23 protein-coding genes and 3 pseudogenes are annotated in these 20,020 nt (G+C 71.5%); 15 read left to right on the forward strand and 11 right to left on the reverse strand.

The window, feature by feature from the left end:
* Positions 1 to 72: 72 nt before the first annotated feature.
* The 3 genes and pseudogenes from CRM89_RS31725 to CRM89_RS13330 all read left to right on the forward strand — a co-directional run.
* A pseudogene (locus tag CRM89_RS31725) lies at positions 73 to 531 on the forward strand (NAD(P)-dependent oxidoreductase); the annotation flags it as partial.
* A gap of 84 nt (positions 532 to 615) precedes the next feature.
* On the forward strand, positions 616 to 1,311 hold the full coding sequence (locus tag CRM89_RS32265) for a MarR family winged helix-turn-helix transcriptional regulator (protein WP_371392062.1): 696 nt from the start codon (positions 616 to 618) through the stop codon (positions 1,309 to 1,311).
* Positions 1,308 to 1,676 (forward strand): DUF5313 family protein, encoded by a 369-nt coding sequence (locus CRM89_RS13330; RefSeq protein ID WP_011210341.1) that lies wholly within the window; start codon positions 1,308 to 1,310, stop codon positions 1,674 to 1,676. The genes CRM89_RS32265 and CRM89_RS13330 overlap by 4 nt, the downstream gene beginning before the upstream one ends.
* A gap of 9 nt (positions 1,677 to 1,685) precedes the next feature.
* Here CRM89_RS13330 and CRM89_RS13335 read toward each other — a convergent pair whose 3' ends face one another.
* Complete coding sequence (locus tag CRM89_RS13335; protein WP_041560258.1) at positions 1,686 to 1,970, reverse strand: YrhK family protein; 285 nt, start codon at positions 1,968 to 1,970, stop codon at positions 1,686 to 1,688.
* 111 nt (positions 1,971 to 2,081) lie between these two features.
* Positions 2,082 to 2,162 (reverse strand): annotated as a pseudogene (locus tag CRM89_RS31735) (MarR family transcriptional regulator); the annotation flags it as partial.
* Positions 2,163 to 2,316: 154 nt separating this feature from the next.
* Here CRM89_RS31735 and CRM89_RS13345 point away from each other — a divergent pair.
* The 3 genes and pseudogenes from CRM89_RS13345 to CRM89_RS31340 all read left to right on the forward strand — a co-directional run bounded on the left by CRM89_RS13345 (position 2,317) and on the right by CRM89_RS31340 (position 4,591).
* Positions 2,317 to 2,712: a hypothetical protein gene (locus CRM89_RS13345; protein ID WP_098084177.1), complete on the forward strand. Its 396-nt coding sequence runs from the start codon at positions 2,317 to 2,319 to the stop codon at positions 2,710 to 2,712.
* A gap of 57 nt (positions 2,713 to 2,769) precedes the next feature.
* Positions 2,770 to 3,467 (forward strand): annotated as a pseudogene (locus CRM89_RS31335) (pyridoxal-phosphate dependent enzyme).
* Complete coding sequence (locus tag CRM89_RS31340; protein WP_098084180.1) at positions 3,464 to 4,591, forward strand: MFS transporter; 1,128 nt, start codon at positions 3,464 to 3,466, stop codon at positions 4,589 to 4,591. The pseudogene CRM89_RS31335 and the gene CRM89_RS31340 overlap by 4 nt, the downstream one beginning before the upstream one ends.
* Before the next feature lie 51 nt (positions 4,592 to 4,642).
* On the opposite strand, the gene CRM89_RS13360 is transcribed toward CRM89_RS31340, so the two are convergent.
* The 3 genes from CRM89_RS13360 to CRM89_RS13370 form a co-directional block, all read right to left on the reverse strand.
* Positions 4,643 to 5,269, reverse strand: coding sequence for a DUF305 domain-containing protein (locus CRM89_RS13360; protein ID WP_098084183.1), 627 nt, complete (start codon positions 5,267 to 5,269; stop codon positions 4,643 to 4,645).
* A gap of 83 nt (positions 5,270 to 5,352) precedes the next feature.
* Positions 5,353 to 5,835: a hypothetical protein gene (locus CRM89_RS13365; protein ID WP_098084186.1), complete on the reverse strand. Its 483-nt coding sequence runs from the start codon at positions 5,833 to 5,835 to the stop codon at positions 5,353 to 5,355.
* 65 nt (positions 5,836 to 5,900) lie between these two features.
* Entirely contained in the window at positions 5,901 to 6,854 is a 954-nt protein-coding gene (locus CRM89_RS13370) for a YafY family protein (RefSeq protein WP_098084189.1), read from the reverse strand.
* Positions 6,855 to 6,915: 61 nt separating this feature from the next.
* On the opposite strand from CRM89_RS13370, the gene CRM89_RS13375 reads away from it, so the two are divergent.
* Both CRM89_RS13375 and CRM89_RS13380 read left to right on the forward strand, forming a co-directional pair.
* Entirely contained in the window at positions 6,916 to 7,503 is a 588-nt protein-coding gene (locus CRM89_RS13375; RefSeq protein WP_098084192.1) for a DinB family protein, read from the forward strand.
* Positions 7,500 to 7,754 (forward strand): hypothetical protein, encoded by a 255-nt coding sequence (locus CRM89_RS13380; RefSeq protein WP_098084195.1) that lies wholly within the window; start codon positions 7,500 to 7,502, stop codon positions 7,752 to 7,754. Before CRM89_RS13375 ends, CRM89_RS13380 begins: the two co-directional genes overlap by 4 nt.
* Here the strand turns inward: CRM89_RS13380 and CRM89_RS13385 are convergent.
* Positions 7,708 to 8,301, reverse strand: a complete 594-nt coding sequence (locus tag CRM89_RS13385; RefSeq protein ID WP_060589735.1) for a YdcF family protein — start codon at positions 8,299 to 8,301, stop codon at positions 7,708 to 7,710. The two genes, CRM89_RS13380 and CRM89_RS13385, sit on opposite strands and share 47 nt — an antisense overlap.
* A 211-nt stretch (positions 8,302 to 8,512) precedes the next feature.
* Positions 8,513 to 9,886 (reverse strand): AarF/ABC1/UbiB kinase family protein, encoded by a 1,374-nt coding sequence (locus CRM89_RS13390; RefSeq protein WP_098086981.1) that lies wholly within the window; start codon positions 9,884 to 9,886, stop codon positions 8,513 to 8,515.
* 150 nt (positions 9,887 to 10,036) lie between these two features.
* Here CRM89_RS13390 and CRM89_RS13395 point away from each other — a divergent pair, with 150 nt between their 5' ends.
* The 5 genes from CRM89_RS13395 (at position 10,037) to CRM89_RS13415 (ending at position 14,720) form a co-directional block, all read left to right on the forward strand.
* Positions 10,037 to 10,672, forward strand: a complete 636-nt coding sequence (locus CRM89_RS13395) for a TetR/AcrR family transcriptional regulator (RefSeq protein ID WP_011210349.1) — start codon at positions 10,037 to 10,039, stop codon at positions 10,670 to 10,672.
* A 250-nt stretch (positions 10,673 to 10,922) separates the two neighbouring features.
* On the forward strand, positions 10,923 to 12,176 hold the full coding sequence (locus CRM89_RS13400; protein ID WP_253805093.1) for a CdaR family transcriptional regulator: 1,254 nt from the start codon (positions 10,923 to 10,925) through the stop codon (positions 12,174 to 12,176).
* Positions 12,177 to 12,228: 52 nt separating this feature from the next.
* Positions 12,229 to 12,882: a TetR/AcrR family transcriptional regulator gene (locus tag CRM89_RS13405; RefSeq protein WP_011210351.1), complete on the forward strand. Its 654-nt coding sequence runs from the start codon at positions 12,229 to 12,231 to the stop codon at positions 12,880 to 12,882.
* Positions 12,883 to 12,998: 116 nt separating this feature from the next.
* Positions 12,999 to 13,418 carry a YciI family protein gene (locus CRM89_RS13410; RefSeq protein WP_011210352.1) on the forward strand — a complete coding sequence of 140 codons (420 nt, stop codon included), beginning with the start codon at positions 12,999 to 13,001 and terminating at the stop codon, positions 13,416 to 13,418.
* 15 nt (positions 13,419 to 13,433) lie between these two features.
* Positions 13,434 to 14,720 carry an RNA polymerase sigma factor gene (locus CRM89_RS13415; RefSeq protein WP_098084201.1) on the forward strand — a complete coding sequence of 429 codons (1,287 nt, stop codon included), beginning with the start codon at positions 13,434 to 13,436 and terminating at the stop codon, positions 14,718 to 14,720.
* Between the two features lie 86 nt (positions 14,721 to 14,806).
* Here the strand turns inward: CRM89_RS13415 and CRM89_RS13420 are convergent, their stop codons facing one another.
* Positions 14,807 to 15,304, reverse strand: coding sequence for a CGNR zinc finger domain-containing protein (locus tag CRM89_RS13420; RefSeq protein WP_041560260.1), 498 nt, complete (start codon positions 15,302 to 15,304; stop codon positions 14,807 to 14,809).
* Between the two features lie 25 nt (positions 15,305 to 15,329).
* Here CRM89_RS13420 and CRM89_RS30420 point away from each other — a divergent pair, with 25 nt between their 5' ends.
* Both CRM89_RS30420 and CRM89_RS13425 read left to right on the forward strand, forming a co-directional pair.
* On the forward strand, positions 15,330 to 15,569 hold the full coding sequence (locus tag CRM89_RS30420; RefSeq protein WP_172964409.1) for a hypothetical protein: 240 nt from the start codon (positions 15,330 to 15,332) through the stop codon (positions 15,567 to 15,569).
* A 739-nt stretch (positions 15,570 to 16,308) separates the two neighbouring features.
* Positions 16,309 to 16,524, forward strand: a complete 216-nt coding sequence (locus CRM89_RS13425) for a TrmO family methyltransferase (protein WP_255266234.1) — start codon at positions 16,309 to 16,311, stop codon at positions 16,522 to 16,524.
* Positions 16,525 to 16,641: 117 nt separating this feature from the next.
* On the opposite strand, the gene CRM89_RS13430 is transcribed toward CRM89_RS13425, so the two are convergent.
* From CRM89_RS13430 to CRM89_RS13440, 3 genes are all read right to left on the reverse strand, one after another.
* Entirely contained in the window at positions 16,642 to 17,787 is a 1,146-nt protein-coding gene (locus CRM89_RS13430; RefSeq protein ID WP_011210358.1) for an acyl-CoA dehydrogenase family protein, read from the reverse strand.
* A 204-nt stretch (positions 17,788 to 17,991) separates the two neighbouring features.
* Complete coding sequence (locus CRM89_RS13435) at positions 17,992 to 19,053, reverse strand: alpha/beta hydrolase family protein (protein ID WP_011210359.1); 1,062 nt, start codon at positions 19,051 to 19,053, stop codon at positions 17,992 to 17,994.
* A 79-nt stretch (positions 19,054 to 19,132) separates the two neighbouring features.
* A complete protein-coding gene (locus CRM89_RS13440; protein ID WP_011210360.1) occupies positions 19,133 to 19,993 on the reverse strand; it encodes a lysophospholipid acyltransferase family protein in 861 nt (286 codons plus the stop codon).
* Positions 19,994 to 20,020 lie beyond the last annotated feature (27 nt).

The following is a 20,020-nucleotide window of genomic DNA, read 5'->3' on the forward strand; positions in this document are numbered from 1 at the left end:
CGGTTCCACCGTATCGGGTGAGGGTGGAGTCCGGCGCCGCACCAGCCCCTGCGAACAAGGAGAACCACCGCCATGGCGGACACCCGATCCACCCCCGTGACAGTCCTCGGCCTCGGTCCGATGGGCCGTGCGCTCGCCGCCGCGCTGCACAAGGGCGGTCACCCCACCACGGTGTGGAATCGCTCCCCCGGCAAGGACGCCGACCTCGTCGCCGCCGGCGTGCGCCGCGCGCCCGACGCGCCCGCGGCCGTGCGGGCGGGCGAACTCGTCGTGGTCGTGCTCAGAGATCACGCCTCCGTCCACACCGTGCTCGATCCGCTCGCCGCCGAGCTGGCCGGACGGCAGGTGCTCAACCTCACCAGCACCGCGCCCGCGGAATCGCGCGACCTGGCCGCGTGGGCCGAGAGCCACGGCATCGAATACCTCGACGGCGGCATCATGGCCGTGCCCGAGATGATCGGCACCGAGGGCTCCTCGATCCTCTACAGCGGCTCCCGCGCGGTGTTCGACCGCCACCGGACCGCACTCGAACTACTCGGCCGCGCCGACTATTTCGGCGCGGACGCCGGGCTCGCCGCACTGGTCGACTTCGCGTTGCTCTCCGCCATGTACGCGATGTACGGCGGGTTCTTCCACGGCGCGGCGCTGGTCGGGTCGGCGGGCATCTCCGCGACCGACTTCGCCGGGCGCGCCGGCGCGTGGCTCACCGCGATGGCGCAACTGCTGCCCCGGTACGGCGCGGTGATCGACGGTGGCGACTACACCACCGACGTGCAGCATCTCGATTTCCAGAAGGCCGCCTTCGACGCGATCGTGCGGGCCAGCCGGGACGCCGGTGTCGCGCTCGACATCGTCGCGCCGATCAAGACCCTCATCGATCGGCAGGTGGCCGACGGACACGGTGCGCTGGCGTTCGAGCGCACCGTGGACCGCCCCCTGCTCGAACCGCTCGGGCTCACCCACCCGCAGTACCTGGTGATGCTGGCGCTGTGGGAGCGTGCCCCGATGTCGGTCAAGGCCATCGCCGAGGCCATCCAGCTCGACTCGCCCACGCTGTCCCCGCTGCTCAAGCGGCTGGAGGCGGCCGGGCTGATCACCAGGGAGCGCGACCCGCGCGACGAACGCAACCTCCAGGTGAACCTCACCGAGGCGGGCGCCGCGCTGCGTGCGAAAGCCGAGCGCATCCCACCCGCCGTGGTGGAGAGCCTCGGCGTCACCATCGCCGACCTCGAGGAGCTGCGCGAGGTGCTCACCCGCGTCAACGAGGCGGCCCGCCGCTCGCTGTCCACCACCCGAGGAGTCTCCGCATGAAACGCCCCAATCCCGTCCAGTGGATCGGCTACTCCCTCGGCCGCCGCCTACCCGACGACCTGCAGGACTGGGTCCGCCACGACCTCACCGGCAGGCACGCGGTCGCCCGGCACCTCATCCGCGGCCTCGTTCCGTTCACCCCGCTGTTCGCGGTGTTCCTGATGTTCCCCGGCGAGCTGTGGCTGCGCGGCTCGATGGTGCTGCTCGCCGTGCTGCTCGCGCTGTTCTACACCGCGGCCTTCATGCCGATGAACCGCGCGCACCGCCTGGCCAAACACGGACTACCCGCCGATCTGGAGAACCCCGAGCGCGCCCGCAGACGCGCGGCCGACCGCGCCCGCTACGCGGCGAAATACCCTCATTAGCCCAGGTACTCAATAGTCGTACCCGTCGTCGCGGTCGGCGCCCAGCCGCTGCAGATGCACGCGGCGGTTGAGCCGGATCAGCGGCCGGGCCAGGAAGTACAGCGAGCCGATCAGGAACAGGCAGCGCCCGGCCACCACGGTGGCGTCGAAGAACTGCAGGATGCTGCCGGCGGTGAAGAAGACGGCGATGAGCACGTCGTTGGCGATGGAGATGCTCTCGTAGCGGTTGTTGACGACGATCTGCTGCCGGCCCACCGGCAGGCGCAGGGCCGGTTCGGAGTGGGTGTCGGTCATATCCCGGCGCCTACCCGGTCGGGCCCGGCTCATAACACCGCGGTGGGCGGTGGGCCGAGAAGCTCCGCTCGAGCCCACCGCGTCGGCGGCGGACTCAGCGCAGTTCCTCTAGACCGCCAGCACCGAGCGGTTGGCGACGGCGAGGGCGAAGCAAACCTGCCGGTCCAATCGCAGCGGGTCATCGATCTCCACGGAGCCTCCTTACAGCGCCGCCGCATGGCGCGGCCTTTCGTTTAGACACTATCAGTTAATGCGTTAATTGTTCACGCCGCCTCGGTTCCGGCGGCATACGGTAGGCGGGTACCGTAAATAGCGGTCGAATCTCGTTGCTAGAGTCGACGCCACCATGAGGCTCACCGATCCGTTGCGGCGCTTGGCATTACCGCTCCTGGCAATCCTGGTGTTGCTGGCCGGACTGCTCACCGTATGCGTCGGCGCCGCCGCCGCGAGCCACCACCACCCCGCCTCGACCGCCCCCTCCCCCGCGCACACCGCCGCCCACCCGCTCGACGACGCCGCCGCGCACCCGTGCGCGCCACACCCCGCGCACTGCGTGGAGAAGGCGCTCGCGCCCGCCGGCCTGCCCGCTCCGACGGGCACACCGGCGGCCGTCCCGGTCGCGGGTAGCGAGCCGGCCCCGGCGCCGTCGCCGGCGACCGCGACACCGCGCGGACCGCCCACCGCACTGCCGGTGCGCGGGGGCTGCGAGATCCTGACCCACCTCTGTATCGCTCGACGCTGACGGGCAGGCGCCAGGCCGGACCGCGTGGTCCGTGCCGGTGTCCATCCCGCTCCGCGCATCCTCCGCGCCGCGGCAGCCGCGGCGCGGCCACAGAAAGCGAACAGACGCATGAACGACCGGGCCGCCCTGCACATGGTGCGCCGCGGCGACCTCGCGCCCGGCGCCCGGATCGTCGAATCCAGCAGCGGCACCCGGGGATTCGGGCTCGCCCTGGCCGGGATCGCCCACGACCATCCGGTGACGGTGGTGACCGACCCCGGGCTGGAACCGCTCGTCGCCCAACTGCTCGCCGCCCACGGCGCGCGGATCGAGCTGGTCACCGAACCCCACCCGGTCGGCGGCCGGCAGCAGGCCCGGCGCGAACGCGTGCGCGCGTTGCTCGACCGAGACCCGGCGGCCTGGTGCCCCGACCAGTACACCAAACCCCGACTGTGGGGCAGCCGCACCCTGGCCGCCACCCAGTACGCGACCGGCGGGTGGAGCGTGGGCGCGGTCGCGTTGGTCGCGGGCTGGGCCGCCCGCGTGCACGACGCCGACGACGTGGTCGTCGCGGTGTTCCCTAACGGTCCGCATCGCTACTTCGACACCGTCTTCAGCGACAGCTACTGCCGCACCCACGGCCTGTTCGACACCGAGCCGCCCGCCGAACCCGCCACGCTCGACCATCCGGCGGAACGAGTCGTCACCTCGTGGACCGGTGTGCGACCGTGCTCGATCCGCGCCGGTTCAGCCCGGCGACGGAGGCCACCGCATGACGGCGCTGCGCACCTTCCGCACCTTCGACCGGCCCGTCCGGCTGCTGATGATCAACCAGTTCGGCATCAATCTCGGCTTCTACATGTTGATGCCGTACCTGGCCGGGCATCTCGCCGGACCGCTGGGATTGGCCGCCTGGGCGGTGGGTCTGGTGCTCGGGATCCGCAACCTCTCCCAGCAGGGGATGTTCCTGCTCGGTGGCACACTGGCCGACCGGATCGGCGACAAGCCGCTGATCGTGGCGGGATGCCTGCTGCGCACCGCCGGTTTCGGCCTGCTGGTGTTCGCCGAGACGCTGCCCGCGCTGCTGATCGCCTCGGCCGCGACAGGTTTCGCGGGCGCGTTGTTCAATCCCGCGGTGCGCGCCTACCTGGCCGCCGGCGCGGGCGAGCGGCGGGTGGAGGCGTTCGCGCTGTTCAACGTCTGCTATCAGGCGGGCATCCTGGCCGGGCCGCTGGTCGGGCTGGCGATGACGGCGGTCGACTTCCGGATCACCGCCGGTGCCGCCGCACTGATCTTCGCGGTCCTGACCGTCGCGCAGTGGTGCGCGCTGCCCACCGGCCCGGCGCGCACCGGACACTCGTCGGTGCTGCGGGACTGGCGCACGGTGCTGGGCAATCGGCGGTTCACCGCCTTCGCGGTGGTGATGACGGGTTCCTACGTGCTGTCCTTCCAGGTGTACCTGGCCCTGCCGCTGCACGCCCGCGTGCTGTCGGAGGCACACGCGCAGGCGCTGACCTCCGCGATCTTCGTCGTCTCCGGCGTGGTGGCGGTGGCGGGCCAGCTGCGGATCACCGCGTTGCTGCTCGCGGCCGCGCTCCTGGCGGTCGGCACGGCGGCGGTGTTCCCGTTCGAGATGGACATTGTGGTCGCGCTGGCCGGCGGTCGGCTGGTGGCCACCCACTACGGCTACTACAACACCGTGGTCGGCGTCGGCATCCTGGCGGGCAACCTGCTGACCGGCACGGTGCTCGGCGCCGCGCACGCCGCGGGCGCCGGGTGGGCGGTGTGGACCGGGCTCGCCGCCGTGGGAGCGGTGTCGGCGGTGGGCCTGCACCTGGTGGAACGGCGGGCAGCGGCCCCGCCGCGTGTCACTTCCGCGGCATCCACCGCCGCGCCGTGATCGACGGCCCGGTTCCCCCGGCGCGCGGCCGGGGGAACCGGGCCGCATCGGTCAGCCCTGCAGCAGGCCGCGCATCTGGTCGATCTCGGCCTGCTGGCCGTCGATGATCTGCTGAGCCAGTGCCTTCGCGGCCGGGTCGGCACCCTGCGCGAGCTCGGTGCGCGACATCTGCACCGCGCCCTCGTGGTGGGCGATCATCATCGTCAACCACATCCGGTCGAACTCGGCGCCGCGGGCCGCCCGCAACTGCGCCATCTGTTCGTCGGTCATCATGCCGGGCATCGACATGTCACCGTGCCCCATGCCGGCGTGGCCGCCGCCGTCGACGGGCGCGCCCCAGCTCTGCAACCAGCCGGTCATGGTGGCGATCTCGGGGTCCTGCGCCTGCTGGATGCGGGCGGCCAGGTCGCGCACGCGCGGGTCGGTGCTGCGCTCGGGCACCAGCGCGGCCATCTCCACCGCCTGGCGGTGATGCGGGATCATCTCCTGCGCGAACGCCACGTCGGCGTCGTTGTGCGCGGCCGCACCGGTCGCGCCGGTGGTCGCGCCGGCCGTCGTGGACGACGCGGTGGTCGCGTGCGTGTCGTGGTCGCCGCTGTCGTCGCCGCAGCCGGCGAGCAGGGCGGCGGTGGCCAGGACCGCGGGGATGGCAGCGCGCAGGGTCGTACGAGAGGTCATGGTGTGTGCTCCTGGAAGTAGGAATTGCTCGTGGCAGGTGAGAGCGCGCCGCGACCCGGAACGCCGGGTCCGGCGGGCGTCGATCACAGCCGCAACACGCACAATGCGGCCAGGCGCCGGGAGGTCGGGCGCGGTGGCGGCCGGGCCACGGACGGCGCGGTCCGGCGAGCTCGGGCGACCGCGTCGTCGCGGGTCAGGCCGACCAGGCCGAACAGCACCAGCGCGAGACCGGCCAGCGCGGTGAGGATCGCCGCGCACAGGTGGAGCAGATCGTGGCCGCCGTCGTGTTCGCCGGGGGCCGGTTCACCGGGGGCGCCGTCGCGCGGTCCCGCGGCATTCTCCGGTCCACCGGACCCATCGGCACGGTGGCCGTCCGGCGCGAACCCGGTGACCTCGTGCAGGTCCGCCGGGGCGGATGCCGCGGCGGGAACGGCCGCGTGCCGCGAATGATCCGCCGCCCCTGTCGAATCGAGTGCGGCGCCGACGAGGTGGTGCATGCCCAACACCGCCATCGCCACGACGGCGGGCAGCCATGCACGCAGGAGCGATCCATCGGCGAGCCGCACGCCCTCGAATCTAGCAGCCGCCGAGCCCCTCTCCGCGATCGCCGAGACCCCCGGGCCCGCGATACTCAGCCGCCCATCCGCGCCAGGCGCCGGGCCAGGCGGGCGGCGGCGGCGCGGAGTTCGGGCGGCTCGAGCACGTCGGCGTCGACGCCGAGCCGCGCGACGTGCACCGCGAGCCAGTCCAGGTCCATGCCGCCGACGATCAGGAGGCAGCGGCCGTCGCCGTCGTCCTCGATCCGGCCGACCTGCGGCGGCACCAGCTCGCGGATGCGCCGGGCGGGGGCGTGCAGCCGGATGCGGGCCAGGTGCGGGTAGGGCGCCTCGGTCATCGATCGCTGCACGTAGTCCACCGGATCCGGGTGCTCCCTCGGGCGGAAACGCCAGGTGGTGGTGACGAGGTCGCGCATCCGGTCCAGTCGGAAGGTCCGCCAGTCGGCCCGGTCGATGTCCCAGGCCATCAGATACCAGCGGTGGCTGGTGGCGACCATCCGCACCGGTTCGACGGTGCGCTCGGTGTCGGCGGCGCCGCGACCGGCGTACCGGAACCGCACCCGGACGGCGTCGCGGCAGGAGTGTGCCAGGCGCACCAGGACGTCGGCGTCGACTTCGGCGCCGGGCCCGACGAGGGTGTCGGTGGCGCCGTGCACCGCCCGCACCTCCGTGCGCAGCCGGGGCGGCATCACCTGATCGAGTTTGGCCAGCGCCCGTAACGCCGCCTCCCCCGTCCCGGCCACCGTCCCGCCCGAGGCCATGCGCAGCGAGACCGCCGTGGCGATGGCCTCCTCGTCGTCGAACAGCAGCGGCGGCAGCCGGGTGCCCGCGCCCAGCCGGTAGCCGCCGCCGACACCGGCGGTCGCCTGCACCGGATAGCCGAGGGCCCGCAGCCGCTCGACGTCGCGCCGCACCGATCGATCGGTGACGCGGAGTTCGGCGGCCAGCTCGGCCGCCGTCCACGACGGCCTGCGCTGCAACAGCGCGAGCAGCCGCAACACCCGCTCGGTGGTCGCCTCCACGCTCATACCCGGATCGTCGCACAGATCGCGGAACGTAGCTGTCCGCATTCGGCGAGACACTGGTGGCATGACTGATCAGACCTGGAACGCCCTGCTCCGCGACCAATTCGACTGGCACTGGACCCACCAGCTGCGCGGACGCCTCGACGGCCTCACCGACGCCGAGTACTTCTGGGAACCCGCGCCCGGCTGCTGGAGTGTGCGCCCGCGCGGCACCGGCACGGCGCCCGTGCAGGGCGGTTCCGGCGCCATGACCATCGACTTCGCCATGCCCCCGCCCGATCCGGCCCCGTTGACGACCGTCGCCTGGCGGCTCGGCCATGTCGTCGTCGGCGTGCTCGCCATGCGCAACGCCGCGCATTTCGGCAGGCCGGCCACCGATTACCAGTCCTTCGAGTACGCCGCCACGGCCGCCGACGCGCTGGCGCAGCTCGACGCCGAGTACGCGCGCTGGCGGGCGGGCGTCGAGTCGCTCGGCGACGCCGGTCTGGCCCGCCCGGCGGGACCGGCCGAAGGTCCCTACGCCGAGCTGCCGATGGCGGCGCTGGTCCTGCACATCAACCGCGAACTCATCCACCATCTCGCCGAAGTCGCGCTGCTGCGCGACCTCTACCTGCACACCCACGCCACCGATTCGCTGACGAGCACGCGTTGACCACGCTGCCCATCCCGGTCGATCCGCCGCGGCCGCCCATCGGCCCCACGTCCGCGCAGGGCAGGATCGCCCCGTCCGGACCGGCCCGCTACGTCGGCGGCCGGCACGGCGTCGACGCCACCGGCGCGCTCCTCGACGGCCTCGCGGCCCAGACCGAGCGGGCCCGGCGCCACGTCCTCGCCGTGCTGGACGGCGGCACCGTGCTCACCGGCCGAACGGAAGTGCGAGGGCCGGGACCTCCTCCGGGGTGAGTGCCGCGGCGACCTCGATGCCCGCGGCGCGGAAGAGGGCGACCGCCCGGGGAACGTGGTCGCCGGAGGTGACCACGACGGCGTCGCGGGCGCCGAGGGCGGCGAGGATGCGCGCGGCGTACTCGGCGTTCTCGCGGGTGGTGGTGGCGCGGTCGTCGCGGTGGACGCGGGCCGGCGGGATGCCGCGGGCGACGAGCCAGTCGGCCATGGCCGCGGCCTCGGTGGTGCCGTTACGGGGGTTGCCCCCGGTCACGATGATCGGTGACGCCGGGGCCAGCAGCGCCTGGGCGTATCCGGCGCGCAGGCGTTCGACGAGTTCGGGGCGCATGGCGCCGTCGGGCAGCAGTCCGTAGCCGAGCACCACGATGGCGGTGTCCGGGCCGCGGAAACCGAGTCGGGAGCCGGGCTCGGGCAGGCCGGGCAGCGGCGGGAGATCGAGCGGGGTCGCGCCGACGACGGCCGGGGCGGCCAGGCCGGTGGCCAGCGCGGCCGCGGCGAGCAGCACGCGCGTCGCGGCTCGGACGGTGGACGACAGGATGTGGCGCATGGAATCTCCCTGGTCTCGCACGTCCCGCCGGTGCCGAGCCGGGACGTGCGCACCATCATGGGGACGGCGCCGCGCCGTCCCGGCCGAAATCGCCCGGCTCTGGACAACTCACGGGACGATCCACGGCCCTTCGGTGACCCGCCACCCCGGCCTCGCCACCGGGCACAAACAGCACCGGCACCCGCCTGTCACCGGGCACGGCCCCCCGCGCTCACCCCCGCTCGGCCCGCCAGCGCGCGATCGCGCGCCCGACCTCCGTGTGCGGCGCATCTCCGAGCAGCCATTCGCGCGCCAGCAGGTGCCAGTTGGCGGTACACACCAACTGTCCGAGCACCGCGTAGGTGAACAGGTCGGCGCGGCGGGAGAACACGTGCTCGCGGGGCAGGTGCTGACGGTGGACACCCCGGAAGCGCACGGCGCGCGGGTCGACGGCGAGCACCACGGCGCCGGTGGCGATCTCGGGGGTGATGGTGATCGGCTCGTCGAGCAGGTGCCAGCCCGCCGCCGCCCACACGTACTCGAGGCAATCCTGGGCCGTGACACCGGAATCCGGGTCGACGATGCCCCGCCCGACCCAGGCCGCGTACAGGTCGTCGGCCCGGTGCTCGCCCGCCGCGCGCAGGCAGTCGCGTTCGAAATCGGCGTCGACCGGGTTCATCCGGTGGTACAGCCCGAAATCGACGAAGGCGGCGCGGCCGTCGGCGGCGAGCAGGACGTTGCCGGGGTGCGGGTCGCCGCAGAATTCGTAGTCGACGAACAAGGAATTGATGTAGAAGCGGTAGATCAGTTCGCCGAGGTGGTCGCGGTCGGCATCCGGAAGTGCCCGCAGCTCGTCGAAGGGCCTGCCGTCGACGAGCTCGGTGACGAGCACGTTCGGACCGCAGTGCTCGATGATGCTGTCGGGCACCAGGACGTAGGGGTGGCCGCGATAGCGGCTCGCGACGCGGTGCTGATCGCGGGCCTCGCGCCGGTAGTCGAGTTCGCCGCCGATGTTGAGCGCGACCTCGTCGAGCACGGCGGTGTCGGCGGCGCTGGGCAGCACCGATTTCCACAACCGCGCGATCATGCGCAGGTTGCGCAGATCCGCCTCGACGGCCTGGTCGACACCGGGGTACTTCACCTTCACGGCCACCGCGCGCCCGTCCCGCAGGCGCGCCCGGTACACCTGCCCGATGGAGGCGGCCGCGATCGGCGTCTCGTCGAAATCGGCGAAGATCCGCGCCATCGGCCCGAGGTCGTCCTCGATCACCCGGCGCATCGCCGCGAACGCGACGTGCGGTGCGCGGTCCCGCAATTCGGCCAGTTTGGCGCGGAAGAGCTCGCGATGGGATTCGGGCACCAGGTCGACGTCGAGCACCGAGAGCATCTGTCCGAGCTTCATGGCCGCGCCCTTCATTCCGCCGAGGACGGTGACGAGCTGCTGCGCGGCCTGCAGGGCGGACCGCTCGGCCAGCGCCCGGCGCGCCTGTTCGGTGCGCCCGAGCATCGCGACCTTGGTGCCGACACCGCGCACGGCCTGCCCGGCGGCGAGTCTGCCCAGCCTGCTGCCTCGTGCCAGCCTGCCGCGCGGCACCCGATCGTCCATCGTCCAACCCTCCACGACTCCCGGCCCGGCGGTGTCGCCGGTCACAATACCGCCGCCCCGGTATGGTGCCGGATTCTCGTGGTTCGTCCCGTTGTGCGTCGTTAAGCTGAGCGGAAGCTCATCTTCGTCGCCGGAGAACAGGAGGTTGCGGTGCCGTCGACGCCCGGGAGCCGACGCAGGCCGACCCAGGAACGGGCGAAGGCGACCAGAGAGCTGATCCTCGACACCGCCGCCCGGCTGTTCGGCGAACGCGGCATCGACGCGACCTCCACCAACCGCATCGCCGCCGAGGCGGGCGTGAGCGTCGGCACGGTCTACCGGTATTTCGCCGACCGCACCGTGATCGTGGAGGAACTGCTCGAACGGCTGCTCGAGGGCATCGAGCGGCGGCTGACCGAGCGGCTGTTCGGCATGGTGGCCGACGGGATCGAGTCGCTGGCCGCGCAGGTGTTCGAGGCACTGACCGAGGAACTGGTCGCGCACGCGCCGCTGGTGCGGGCCCTGGTGGGCGGTGTGCAGTTCTACAACAGCGGCATTCCCGAGTTCGAGCAGCGCCTGCGGGTGCTGGTCAAGGTCATGATCATCCAGCTGCTCGGCCCCGGCGACGACCGGCGCTACGACACCATGACCTTCGTCTTGATCAACACCGGATTCGCCACCGTGTTGCGCGCCTCGGCGCTCGAGGTGGGCAGCGCCGAACGCCGGGACGCGATCACCCTGACGGCTCGGATGATCGGGGCGTGGGCGGCCGTCGAGAGCGCCGACCCCACCATGATCGAAAAGTGAGCACCCTTCCGCTTCCGGACGGAACAAGCACCCGCTTCACCCACCGATTACCACTGTTCATGCAGGTGAGGGCGATTTTCTCGGAGCGGTGAACGGGATGTGAAGCGGAGTAGAAGGTGAGCACCGCGCCGGATTACCGTTCTCGATACCAGTCGACGCCGAGTCACAGGAATCGGCTCGACACCGACGCCGCCGGTCCGCGCTCGCCGCACCGCGGCGACTTCGGCACCCGGTGACAAGGAGGTCCCCCGTGACGATCGAGAGCATCGCCCCGTCCACGCCCGATGTCGATCGCCTGACCCGGGATGTGGTGGCGCACCTGACGCGCCCCGGCGCCCCCGGGCGTGCCCTGCCCGGTGACCGGCTGGGCGGCGACCTGACCGTCGTCGTCCGCGGCTGTCTGAGCTGGCTGCTGCGGCGCGCCGCCGGTGCCGCCACCACCGAGCAGATCCCGCGCCTGGACAGCGCAGCCGCGGGCTGGGCACGCGCCGGCGTCCCGATCGACACCGTGCTGCATGCCGTGCACGACGGCGTCAAGGTCAGTCTCGACCTGCTCTTCCCACGTTCCGGGCCCGCCCGCAGCGCCGACATCGTGCCCGCCGCGGCGGCCGCGCTGGAGCTGCTCAACCTCGTCTCCGCCACGGTCGGCAAGGCCTATGTGCGCGAACAGAAGGCGGCCGCCGCGCCACGCCACACCGCCGTGCACACGCTGACCTCGGCGCTGCTGAGCGGGCACGCGACCTCGGCGATCGCGCGCGACCACGGAATCCCGCTCGCCGAGCGCTATTTCGTGCTGGCGCTGGCGGTGCCCGCCCACCCCGACGAGCACCATCCCCGCCTGGACGGTCAGGTCGTGGCGCGGCGCAAACTGCGCAGGCTCCAGGCCGCGCTGGCCACCGAACTCGGCAACCAGGCGCTGTCGCTGCTGTCGGTCGACGGTGGCACGATCCTGGTGCCCACCACCGCCTGCGCGGAGACCGCGCTCGACGGCCTGGTCGAGCGGTTCTCGCGCGCCGCGCGGGTGCACATCACCGCCGCCGTGCTCACCGCCACCGTGGCGCAGATCCCGACCGCCGCCACCCAGGCACACGAATTGCTCGACACGGCCGAACATCTGGGCCTCGGGCCCGGCCTGCATCGGCTGGCCGACCTGGCGTTGCAGTATCAGCTCGTCCGTCCCGGCGCGGGTCGCGACAGCCTGGAGGCGTGTATCGCGCTGCTCGACGACCACCCCGACCTGCTGCGCACCTTGCAGACCTTCATCGACACCGATCTGAGCAGGCTGCGCACCGCCGAGGCGTTGTACGTGCACCCGAACACGGTCGACTACCGGTTGCGCCGGGTGGCCGAGGTGACCGGTCACGATCCGGCCCGCCCCGACGGCCTGTTCTACCTGCGCTCGGCGCTGATCGCGCGGGCGAGCGCGGGTGCCACGGCTCCCGCGCACCCGCCGCGGCCGGTGCGGCCACGCCGGGCCGTGCAGCCGCTGGCCACCGCGGGCTGACCCGGCGCCTACCATGCAAGATCATCGCCCACCGATCGGCAGGTGAACCACGATGCCATCCAAGGCCGCGCCGCGTCGGCGGCCCAATCAGGAGCGTGCCAAGCTCACCCGGGACCACATCCTCGACACCGCCGCGCGGCTGTTCGGCGAACGCGGCATCGCCAACACCTCCACCAATCGGATCGCCGTCGAAGCCGGGGTGAGCATCGGCACCGTGTACCGGTACTTCGCCGACCGCACCGTCATCGTGGAGGAATTGCTGGCCCGGCTGCTCGCCGACGCGGAGAAACACCTGCACCGCGCACTCGAGACGCCCGGTTCCTCGGCGCAGCAGCGCTTCGCCGTCGCCTTGGAGGCGATCTCGGCGGAGTTGACGGCCGAAGCGGCGCTGGTCCGGGCACTGGTGGGCGGGGTGCATTTCTACGACACCGCCATCCCGGACTTCGAACCGCGGCTGCACCGGCTCATCAAGGCGAACATGGTCCAGCTCCTCGGTCCCGGCGACGACCGCGAGTACGACATGATGACCTTCGTGGTGCTCAACACCGCCTTCGCCGGGGTGCTGCGCGCGGCCACGATGGATGTCGACGAGCACGAGCGGCGCGAGGCCGTCGCCATGACCGCGCGGCTGGCGGGCGCCTGGATCGATGCCCGGGCCGCCCAGCGGGACGCGCCTGCCGCCGGATCCGCGCCCGCACTCGGCTGACCTGCCGAAACGAACCGCGAAAAAATTCTTCGCCGATTTGTCGATTCGTGTCCGCGCCCGTTCGACCTAGGGATGAGAGGGTCGCAGGGACCCACCGATATCGCAGGAGACGAACGATGAAGTACATGCTGATCATGCGCGCCACCGACGAGGCCTACGCGTCCATGGGCGAGGTCGATTTCACCGAGATGATCGAGACGATGGGCCGGTTCAACGACGAGCTGATCCGCGCCGGTGTGCTGCTCGCCGCCGAGGGGCTGGAAGACCCGGCCGAGAGCGTCGTGGTCGACTACTCCTCCGAGGACCCGGTGGTCACCGACGGTCCCTACGGCGAGACCAAGGAACTGTTCGGCGGCTTCTACATTCTCAACGTGGCCTCCAAGGAGGAGGCGATCGAGTGGGCCAAGCGACTGCCCGCCGCCGGTCCCGGATTCAAGACCGAGATCCGCCGGGTGCCGACCATCGACGAGTTCCCGCAGGACAACGAGTGGATCCAGAAGGAGCGGGCCTGGCGCGAGGCGACCGGGCAGCTCTGAGCGGAGCCGGAGACGATGGCCGAACACACCGGCCGCGAGGCCGTCGCCGCCGTGTGGCGGATCGAGTCCGCGCGGATCGTCGGCGCGCTCGCCCGCTACACCGGCGACTTCGCCCTCGCCGAGGACCTGGCGCAGGAGGCGCTGGCCGAGGCGCTGGTGACCTGGCCGCGAGACGGCACGCCGCGCAATCCGGCGGGGTGGCTGCTGACCGTGGGGCGCCGTCGCGCGATCGACGCCTTCCGCCGCAACTCCGCCCTCGACGAGCGCTACACCGCCCTCGCCCGCGATCTGGGCGAGGGCGGTGCCCTCACCGGCGCCGAGGCCGGCGATCCCGCGCGGGACGCCGAGGAGATCCTGTGGGATCCCGATCGGATCGACGACGACGTGCTGGCCCTGATGTTCACCGCCTGCCACCCGGTGCTGTCCCAGGAAGCGCGGGTGGCGCTGACGCTGCGGGTGATCGGCGGCCTGGGCAGCGACGAGATCGCGCGGCTGTTCCTGGTGCCGACGGCCACCGTGCAGGCGCGCATCACCCGGGCGAAGAAGACCCTCGCCGCCGCGCGGGTGCCGTTCGAGGTGCCGCCGGCGGCCGAGCGCCCGGCCCGGCTGATCTCGGTGCTCAAGGTGATCTACGTGATCTTCACCGAGGGCTCCACCGCGGGCAGCGGTCCCGAGCTGATCCGCTTCGACCTGGCGGGTGAGGCCCAGCGCCTGGCCCGGGTGTTGACCCGCCTGATGCCCGACGAGCCGGAGGCACACGGCCTGCTCGCCCTGCTCGAACTCACCGCGTCCCGGTTCCCCGCCCGCACCGGCCCCGACGGCGAGCCGGTCCTGCTCGAGCAGCAGGACCGGCGCCGCTGGGACCGTTCGGCGATCCGGCGCGGTCGCGCCGCCCTGGCCCGCGCCGGTGCGCTCGGGCGCGGCCTCGGCATCTACGGCCTGCAGGCCGCCATCGCCGAATGTCACGCCGTCGCCGCCTCGGTCGAGGAGACCAACTGGGAGCGGATCGTGGTGCTGTACGAGGCGCTGGGGAGGTTGGCGCCCTCCCCGATCGTCGAACTCAACCGCGCGGTCGCGGTGTCGATGGCGCAGGGCCCGGCCGCGGCGCTGCCGATCGTGGACGGGCTGGCGACCGCCAAGGGACTGACGGGCTCGCACCTGCTGCCGACCGTACGCGGTGAACTGCTCAGCCGCCTCGGCCGTACCGACGAGGCCCGGGTGGAATTCGCCCGCGCCATCGAACGCTGCGGCAACGACCGCGAGCGCACCGTCTTGAAACGCAAGATCGCCGCCCTGGGCTGAGCGGATTCAGGCGGGCACGGGTTCGGGCGGGTGCGGGTTCGGGCGGGTGCGGGTTCGGGCGGGCGCGGGTTCAGGCGGGCGCGGGTTCAGGCGGTGCGACGGCGGTGTTCGGCGACGTGTACCCGGGTCGCGCAGCGGGTGGAGCAGTAGCGGCGGCGCCCGTTGCGGGAGGTATCGACGAACACCGCCGAGCAGCCCGCGCGAGCGCAGGTGCCGATGCGGTCGGGCGCCTCGCAGAAGAGCACGGCCAGACCGACGGCGGTGTAGGCCTTGACCCGCTCGTCCACCGGCGCGGTCACCTCGGCGTAATGCAGGTGCGGCGAGCGGCCGTCGTGCGTGGAGATGTGGGGCTTGCTGGCGGTCGCGGCCAGCAACGCGTTGAGCCGCTCCACCGTCGGATCGGCGAACACGGCCGCCAGTTCACCGATCCAGGAGCGCAATTCGGCCTCCTGCTCCGGCGCGACCGGGCCGACCGGCCGGTAGTCCATCTCGGCCAGCACCGCGCCCAGGTCCTCGTCCGGCCCGGCGTTCACCAGCCGGGCCGCCAACGCCGCCGCCATGCCGCCGTAAGGGTTGAACTGCACTAGACCATTACATCAGGCTGGGTTCATGTCCGCCACCTGCCCCACCTGCGCCTGGCCCACCCCGTCGATCGTCTCCACCCACCGCGACGTCCGCTACCTGCGCTGCCTCTGCGGCACCTGGATCGTCCAGGACCGCGACCAGGTGATCGCCACCGCGGGCGAGAGCGCCTTCCCTCCGGCCCACACCACCCTCGACCGGCCGACACCGGAGGAGCGCCGTGCCGGCCCGCCATCGACCGAGGTCGGCAGCAGACCGGGCCGCTGAATCGCCCTCGAACACCACCCGTCCCCCAGAGCACCAGCCGATCCCGCCATCGACGCCACGGAAATCCCGCGCCGCACAGCCGAATTCGTCCCATCGGACGCGCTCGGGTGGTTGGATCCCCCCATGGACAGTCCCGACGCCATCGTCGGCGCACAACTCCGAGCAGCCCGCACGGCCGCTGGGATGTCGCTGGATGCCTCGGCCTCACTGATCCCCTCCAGCAATGCTCCGGCGGCACCCACGATCCGACAGTCATGTTGCTCAACCTCGGAAAGGCCGATGTGGAACGACGCAGCTTTCTCCGCGCCGGATACTCCGCGGCTGTGAGCGCCTCGGTGCTGAACACGGGCCGGACCGGGAGTCCCGTGCCCGATTCCCGCGTCGCGGCGGGCACCCGTCACGTGGGCCGGGCCGACGTCACCGCGGTTCACGACGTCATCGCCCTGTTCTCCAGGATCGATCAGCGACACGGTGGAGGACACGGACGGTCGGCCGAACACGCCGCCGCCCAACGCTACTTCGTGGCGGCGACCAAGCTCGCAACGGAGGCGGACGACGCGCCGCTGACCGGTCACATCCTGCGCGCGATGGCTCACCAGGCGATCGACCTCGGTGACCCGAGATCGGGGCTGGCACTGGCCGAGGCTTCGGTCGACGGCTCCCGCTATCGCGGCGCCTGTCCGATCTCCATTTCGGTGCACGCAGTGCCCGCGACAACCCCGTCTGGCCGAAGGTCGGCATCTTCGGCCACCGCAACATGCGTCGGGTCAACTGGCTGGGTGTCTCCCGCACGCGGTTGCTCCGCATCGACGGCCTCGACCTGCACGTGGCCGAGCTGGACGCGGTCGACGGGACCCCGGTGCTCGACATCAAGCCCTGGTTCGCCGAGTTCGGCCCCCGGGGCGAGGTTCGGCAAGCCGCCTGGGCGACCGAGATGCTGCGAGACTACTTCTAGGTTTCCGACACCGGGAGTCCCTGTCGGATACCGCGCCGGTCGTCTGCATTCCGTAGTGCCCGGAGACGACGATGCCGGACGGGTCGAGCACCCGTCCGGCATCGAAAAAGGGTGGGATCAGGTGAGTTTGAGGGAGCGGCCGATGATCTCCTTCATGATCTCGGTGGTGCCGCCGTAGATCGTCTGGATGCGGGCATCGGTGTAGGCCTTGGCGATGGGGTACTCGCGCATGTAGCCGTAGCCGCCGTGCAGCTGCAGGCACCGGTTGATGAGGTCGAGCTGCTCCTCGGTGCTCCACCACTTGGCCATCGCGGCGTCCTCGGCGGAGAGCTTGCCCGCGTTGAGGTCCTCGATGAAGCGGTCGACCATGATCCGCACCGCGGTGGTCTTGGTGGCCAGCTCGGCCAACACGAACCGGGTGTTCTGCAGGGCGCCGATCGGCTTGCCGAACGCCTTGCGGTCGCGTACGTACTGACAGGTCATGTCCAGGCACGCCTCCATCGCGGCGGCCGCCATGACGGCGATGGACATGCGTTCCTGGGGCAGGTTCTGCATCAGGTGGATGAAGCCCATGCCCTCGGTGCCGAGCAGGTTCTTGCCGGGCACACGGACGTCGGTGAAGCTCAGCTCGGCGGTGTCCTGCGCCTTGAGACCGATCTTGTCGAGGTTGCGGCCGCGCTCGAAGCCGGGCATGCCGCGCTCGACGACGAGCAGGCTGAAGCCCATCGCGCCCTTCTCCGGGTCGGTCTGGGCGACCACGATCACGAGGTCGGCGTTGATGCCGTTGGTGATGAAGGTCTTGGCGCCGTTGAGGATCCAGTCGTCGCCGTCGCGCACCGCGCGGGTCTTGATGCCCTGCAGGTCCGAGCCGGTGCCGGGCTCGGTCATGGCGATGGCGGTGATCAGCTCACCGGAGCAGAACTTGGGCAGCCAGCGCTGCTTCTGCTCGTCGTTGGACAGCTCGAGCAGGTACGGCGCGATGACGTCGTTGTGCAGCGAGAAACCCAGACCGGAGTACTGCCCCTTGACGGTCTCCTCGGTGATCACGGCGTTGTAGCGGAAGTCCTTGACGCCGCCGCCGCCGAATTCCTCGGGCACGGCCATGCCGAGGAAACCCTGCTTGCCGGCCTCGAGCCACACGTCACGATCGACGATGCCCGCCTCTTCCCACTTCGCGTGGTTCGGGGCGACGTGCTGATCGAGAAACTTGCGGTACGACTCCCGGAACAACTCGTGCTCGGGCTCGAACAGTGTGCGCTCCACACCAACCTCCTAGTGACCACACCGGCCGGACCAACCGACCCGTCGTTACCGCATACGGTACCCGGAACACGAATCACAGTTCACTTCGCACCGGAAAATCGCGGTTTCACCAGGAAGAGTAGCGTCACAAGCACCCATCGAGCGAGATTCCCGGCAAACGTAACCGCGAGTACACGCTTATCCGTCGAAAATAGCGCATCGCTATCATTCCGGCAGGCCGAGCCCCTTGGCCAGGACCGGCCAGGACAGTTTCAGCGCGTCCTCCCAGTAGCCCCAGGAGTGGGTGCCGCGCGGCTGGAAGTCGTAGGTGGCGGGGATCCCGAGCTGCGTGAGCCGGTCGCGCATGTTGCGCGTGCAGTGGTCGGCTCCGGCCTCGAGGATGCCGCCGAGCACGAGCTGGTTGGTCAGCCCGTCGCTGCCCGGCATCGCGTGCGGGCCGTTGAGGGTGTCCCACTTGCCCGGCAGGCCGGTGCCGGTGGACAGGAACAGCTCGAGTCCGCGCAGGCGCTCGGCCTGCACGTAGGGATCGTTGGCCGCCCACATCGGGTCGTCCGGGGGGCCGTACATGTTCACCACGTCGCCGTGTCCGGCGGCGACCACGGTCGCCACGAAGTGGTGCCCGACCGGATCGCTGATCTGCGCGCACCCGCTGTAGGCCGCGACGGCGCGGTACAGCCCCGGTGCCGCGATCGGCAGTTGCAGCGCCGAGGTGCCCGACATGGAGAGCCCGGCGAGTGCGTTGACACCGTTCGTCCCGAGCGCCGCATCGATCACCGGGGGCAGTTCCTCGGTGAGGAAGGTCTTCCACTTGTTGACACCCAGCGCCGGATCGGGGGCGCGCCAGTCGGTGTAGTAGGTCCAGGCACCGCCGATCGGCTGCACCACGTTGACGTTCTTGTCGGCGAGGAACTCGAGCACCGAGGTCTGCTTCGCCCAGCTCGCCGAATCCTCGCCGCCGCCCGCGCCCGCGAGCAGATAGAGCGTCGGGCGCGGTGCGCCGGTGTCGGCGGGCCGCTGGACATCGATGTCGATCACGCGGCCCATCGCCGCGGAGTACACCCGCAGGCGCACGGTGCGCGCGTCGACCACGACCAGATCCACCGCCCGGGAACCGTCGGCCGAGGTCGGCGTGGCCAGCGGCTCGCCCGAGGTGACGACCGGATCGGGCGGCACGGGGTCGGCGGCCGCACCGGCCGCCGGAACGAACGCGATCGCAACCACCGCCGCAACCGCGGTGACCGCTGATCGGGTACCGCTCCACACCATTCCCTCACGCTACGCACGGCACGCCGGATGTTTGCCGGACCGACGGAAGATCGGGGAGGAAATGGGGAATGTCCCCGATTCAGCGGCGGAGCAGATCCTTCATCCGGCCGACGAGCGTACGACCGGAGTCGCGGTCGCGTTCGGCGAGCAGGAACCGGATCTCCTCCTCGAGGGCCTTGCGCACCACGTCGCGCAGGTCCGCGGCGGCGGATTCCGGATTGTCCGACTCGACCCACGGCGCGGGGTCGATCGGCGCACCGGCGGAGAAGTAGAACCGTTCCGGGCGCGGAATCGGGGTGAGCCCGATCCCGCGCACCAGCGGCGGGGTGAGATCGCGCTTGAGGCCGAGCGCCTCCACGGTCCAGCGCACCGGCCGCATCAGCGGATGATCGCCGTCCACGACGATGTCGAAGGCGTCATCGACGCCGATCATCGCCACCGGCACGATCGGCACGCCCGCGGTGAGCGCCATGTGCGCGAAGCCGGTACGACCCTCCCACTTGAGCACGTACTTCTCCCCCTTGCGGCGCACCGCCTCGCGCCCGCCGCCGGGAAAGACGATCACCGCCTCGCCGCGTTCGAGCAGCGCCAGGCAGTTGCCGCGGGTGCCGCGCACCGACCCGTACCGGTGCAGGAAGTGCCGCACGCCCGGCACCGCGATGAGCACGTGTTCGGCCAGGCCGCGGATGAGCCTGCCCCGGTGGCGCAAGACCTCGGGCAGCAGCAGCGGCGCGTCGATCGCGCCGAGCAGATTGTGATTGCCGACGAGTAGCACGGGCCCTTCGGCCGGGATGTTGTCCAGGCCGTAGAAACGCGGACTCGTCCACGCGCGCAGCGGCGCGAGCAGTGTTTCCAGAATTCGGATGTCGGTGTCCGCGAGTCGCACCTGCAGTGGCGCGCCGTCGGTCAGCACCGCCTCGGCGGGCGAGGATTCAGGCATAGGTGGCTACCCCATCGCATGTCGGAT

Origin of the sequence: Nocardia sp. FDAARGOS_372, assembly GCF_002554515.1 — a bacterium.
GTDB classification, from domain to species: Bacteria; Actinomycetota; Actinomycetes; order Mycobacteriales; family Mycobacteriaceae; genus Nocardia; species Nocardia farcinica.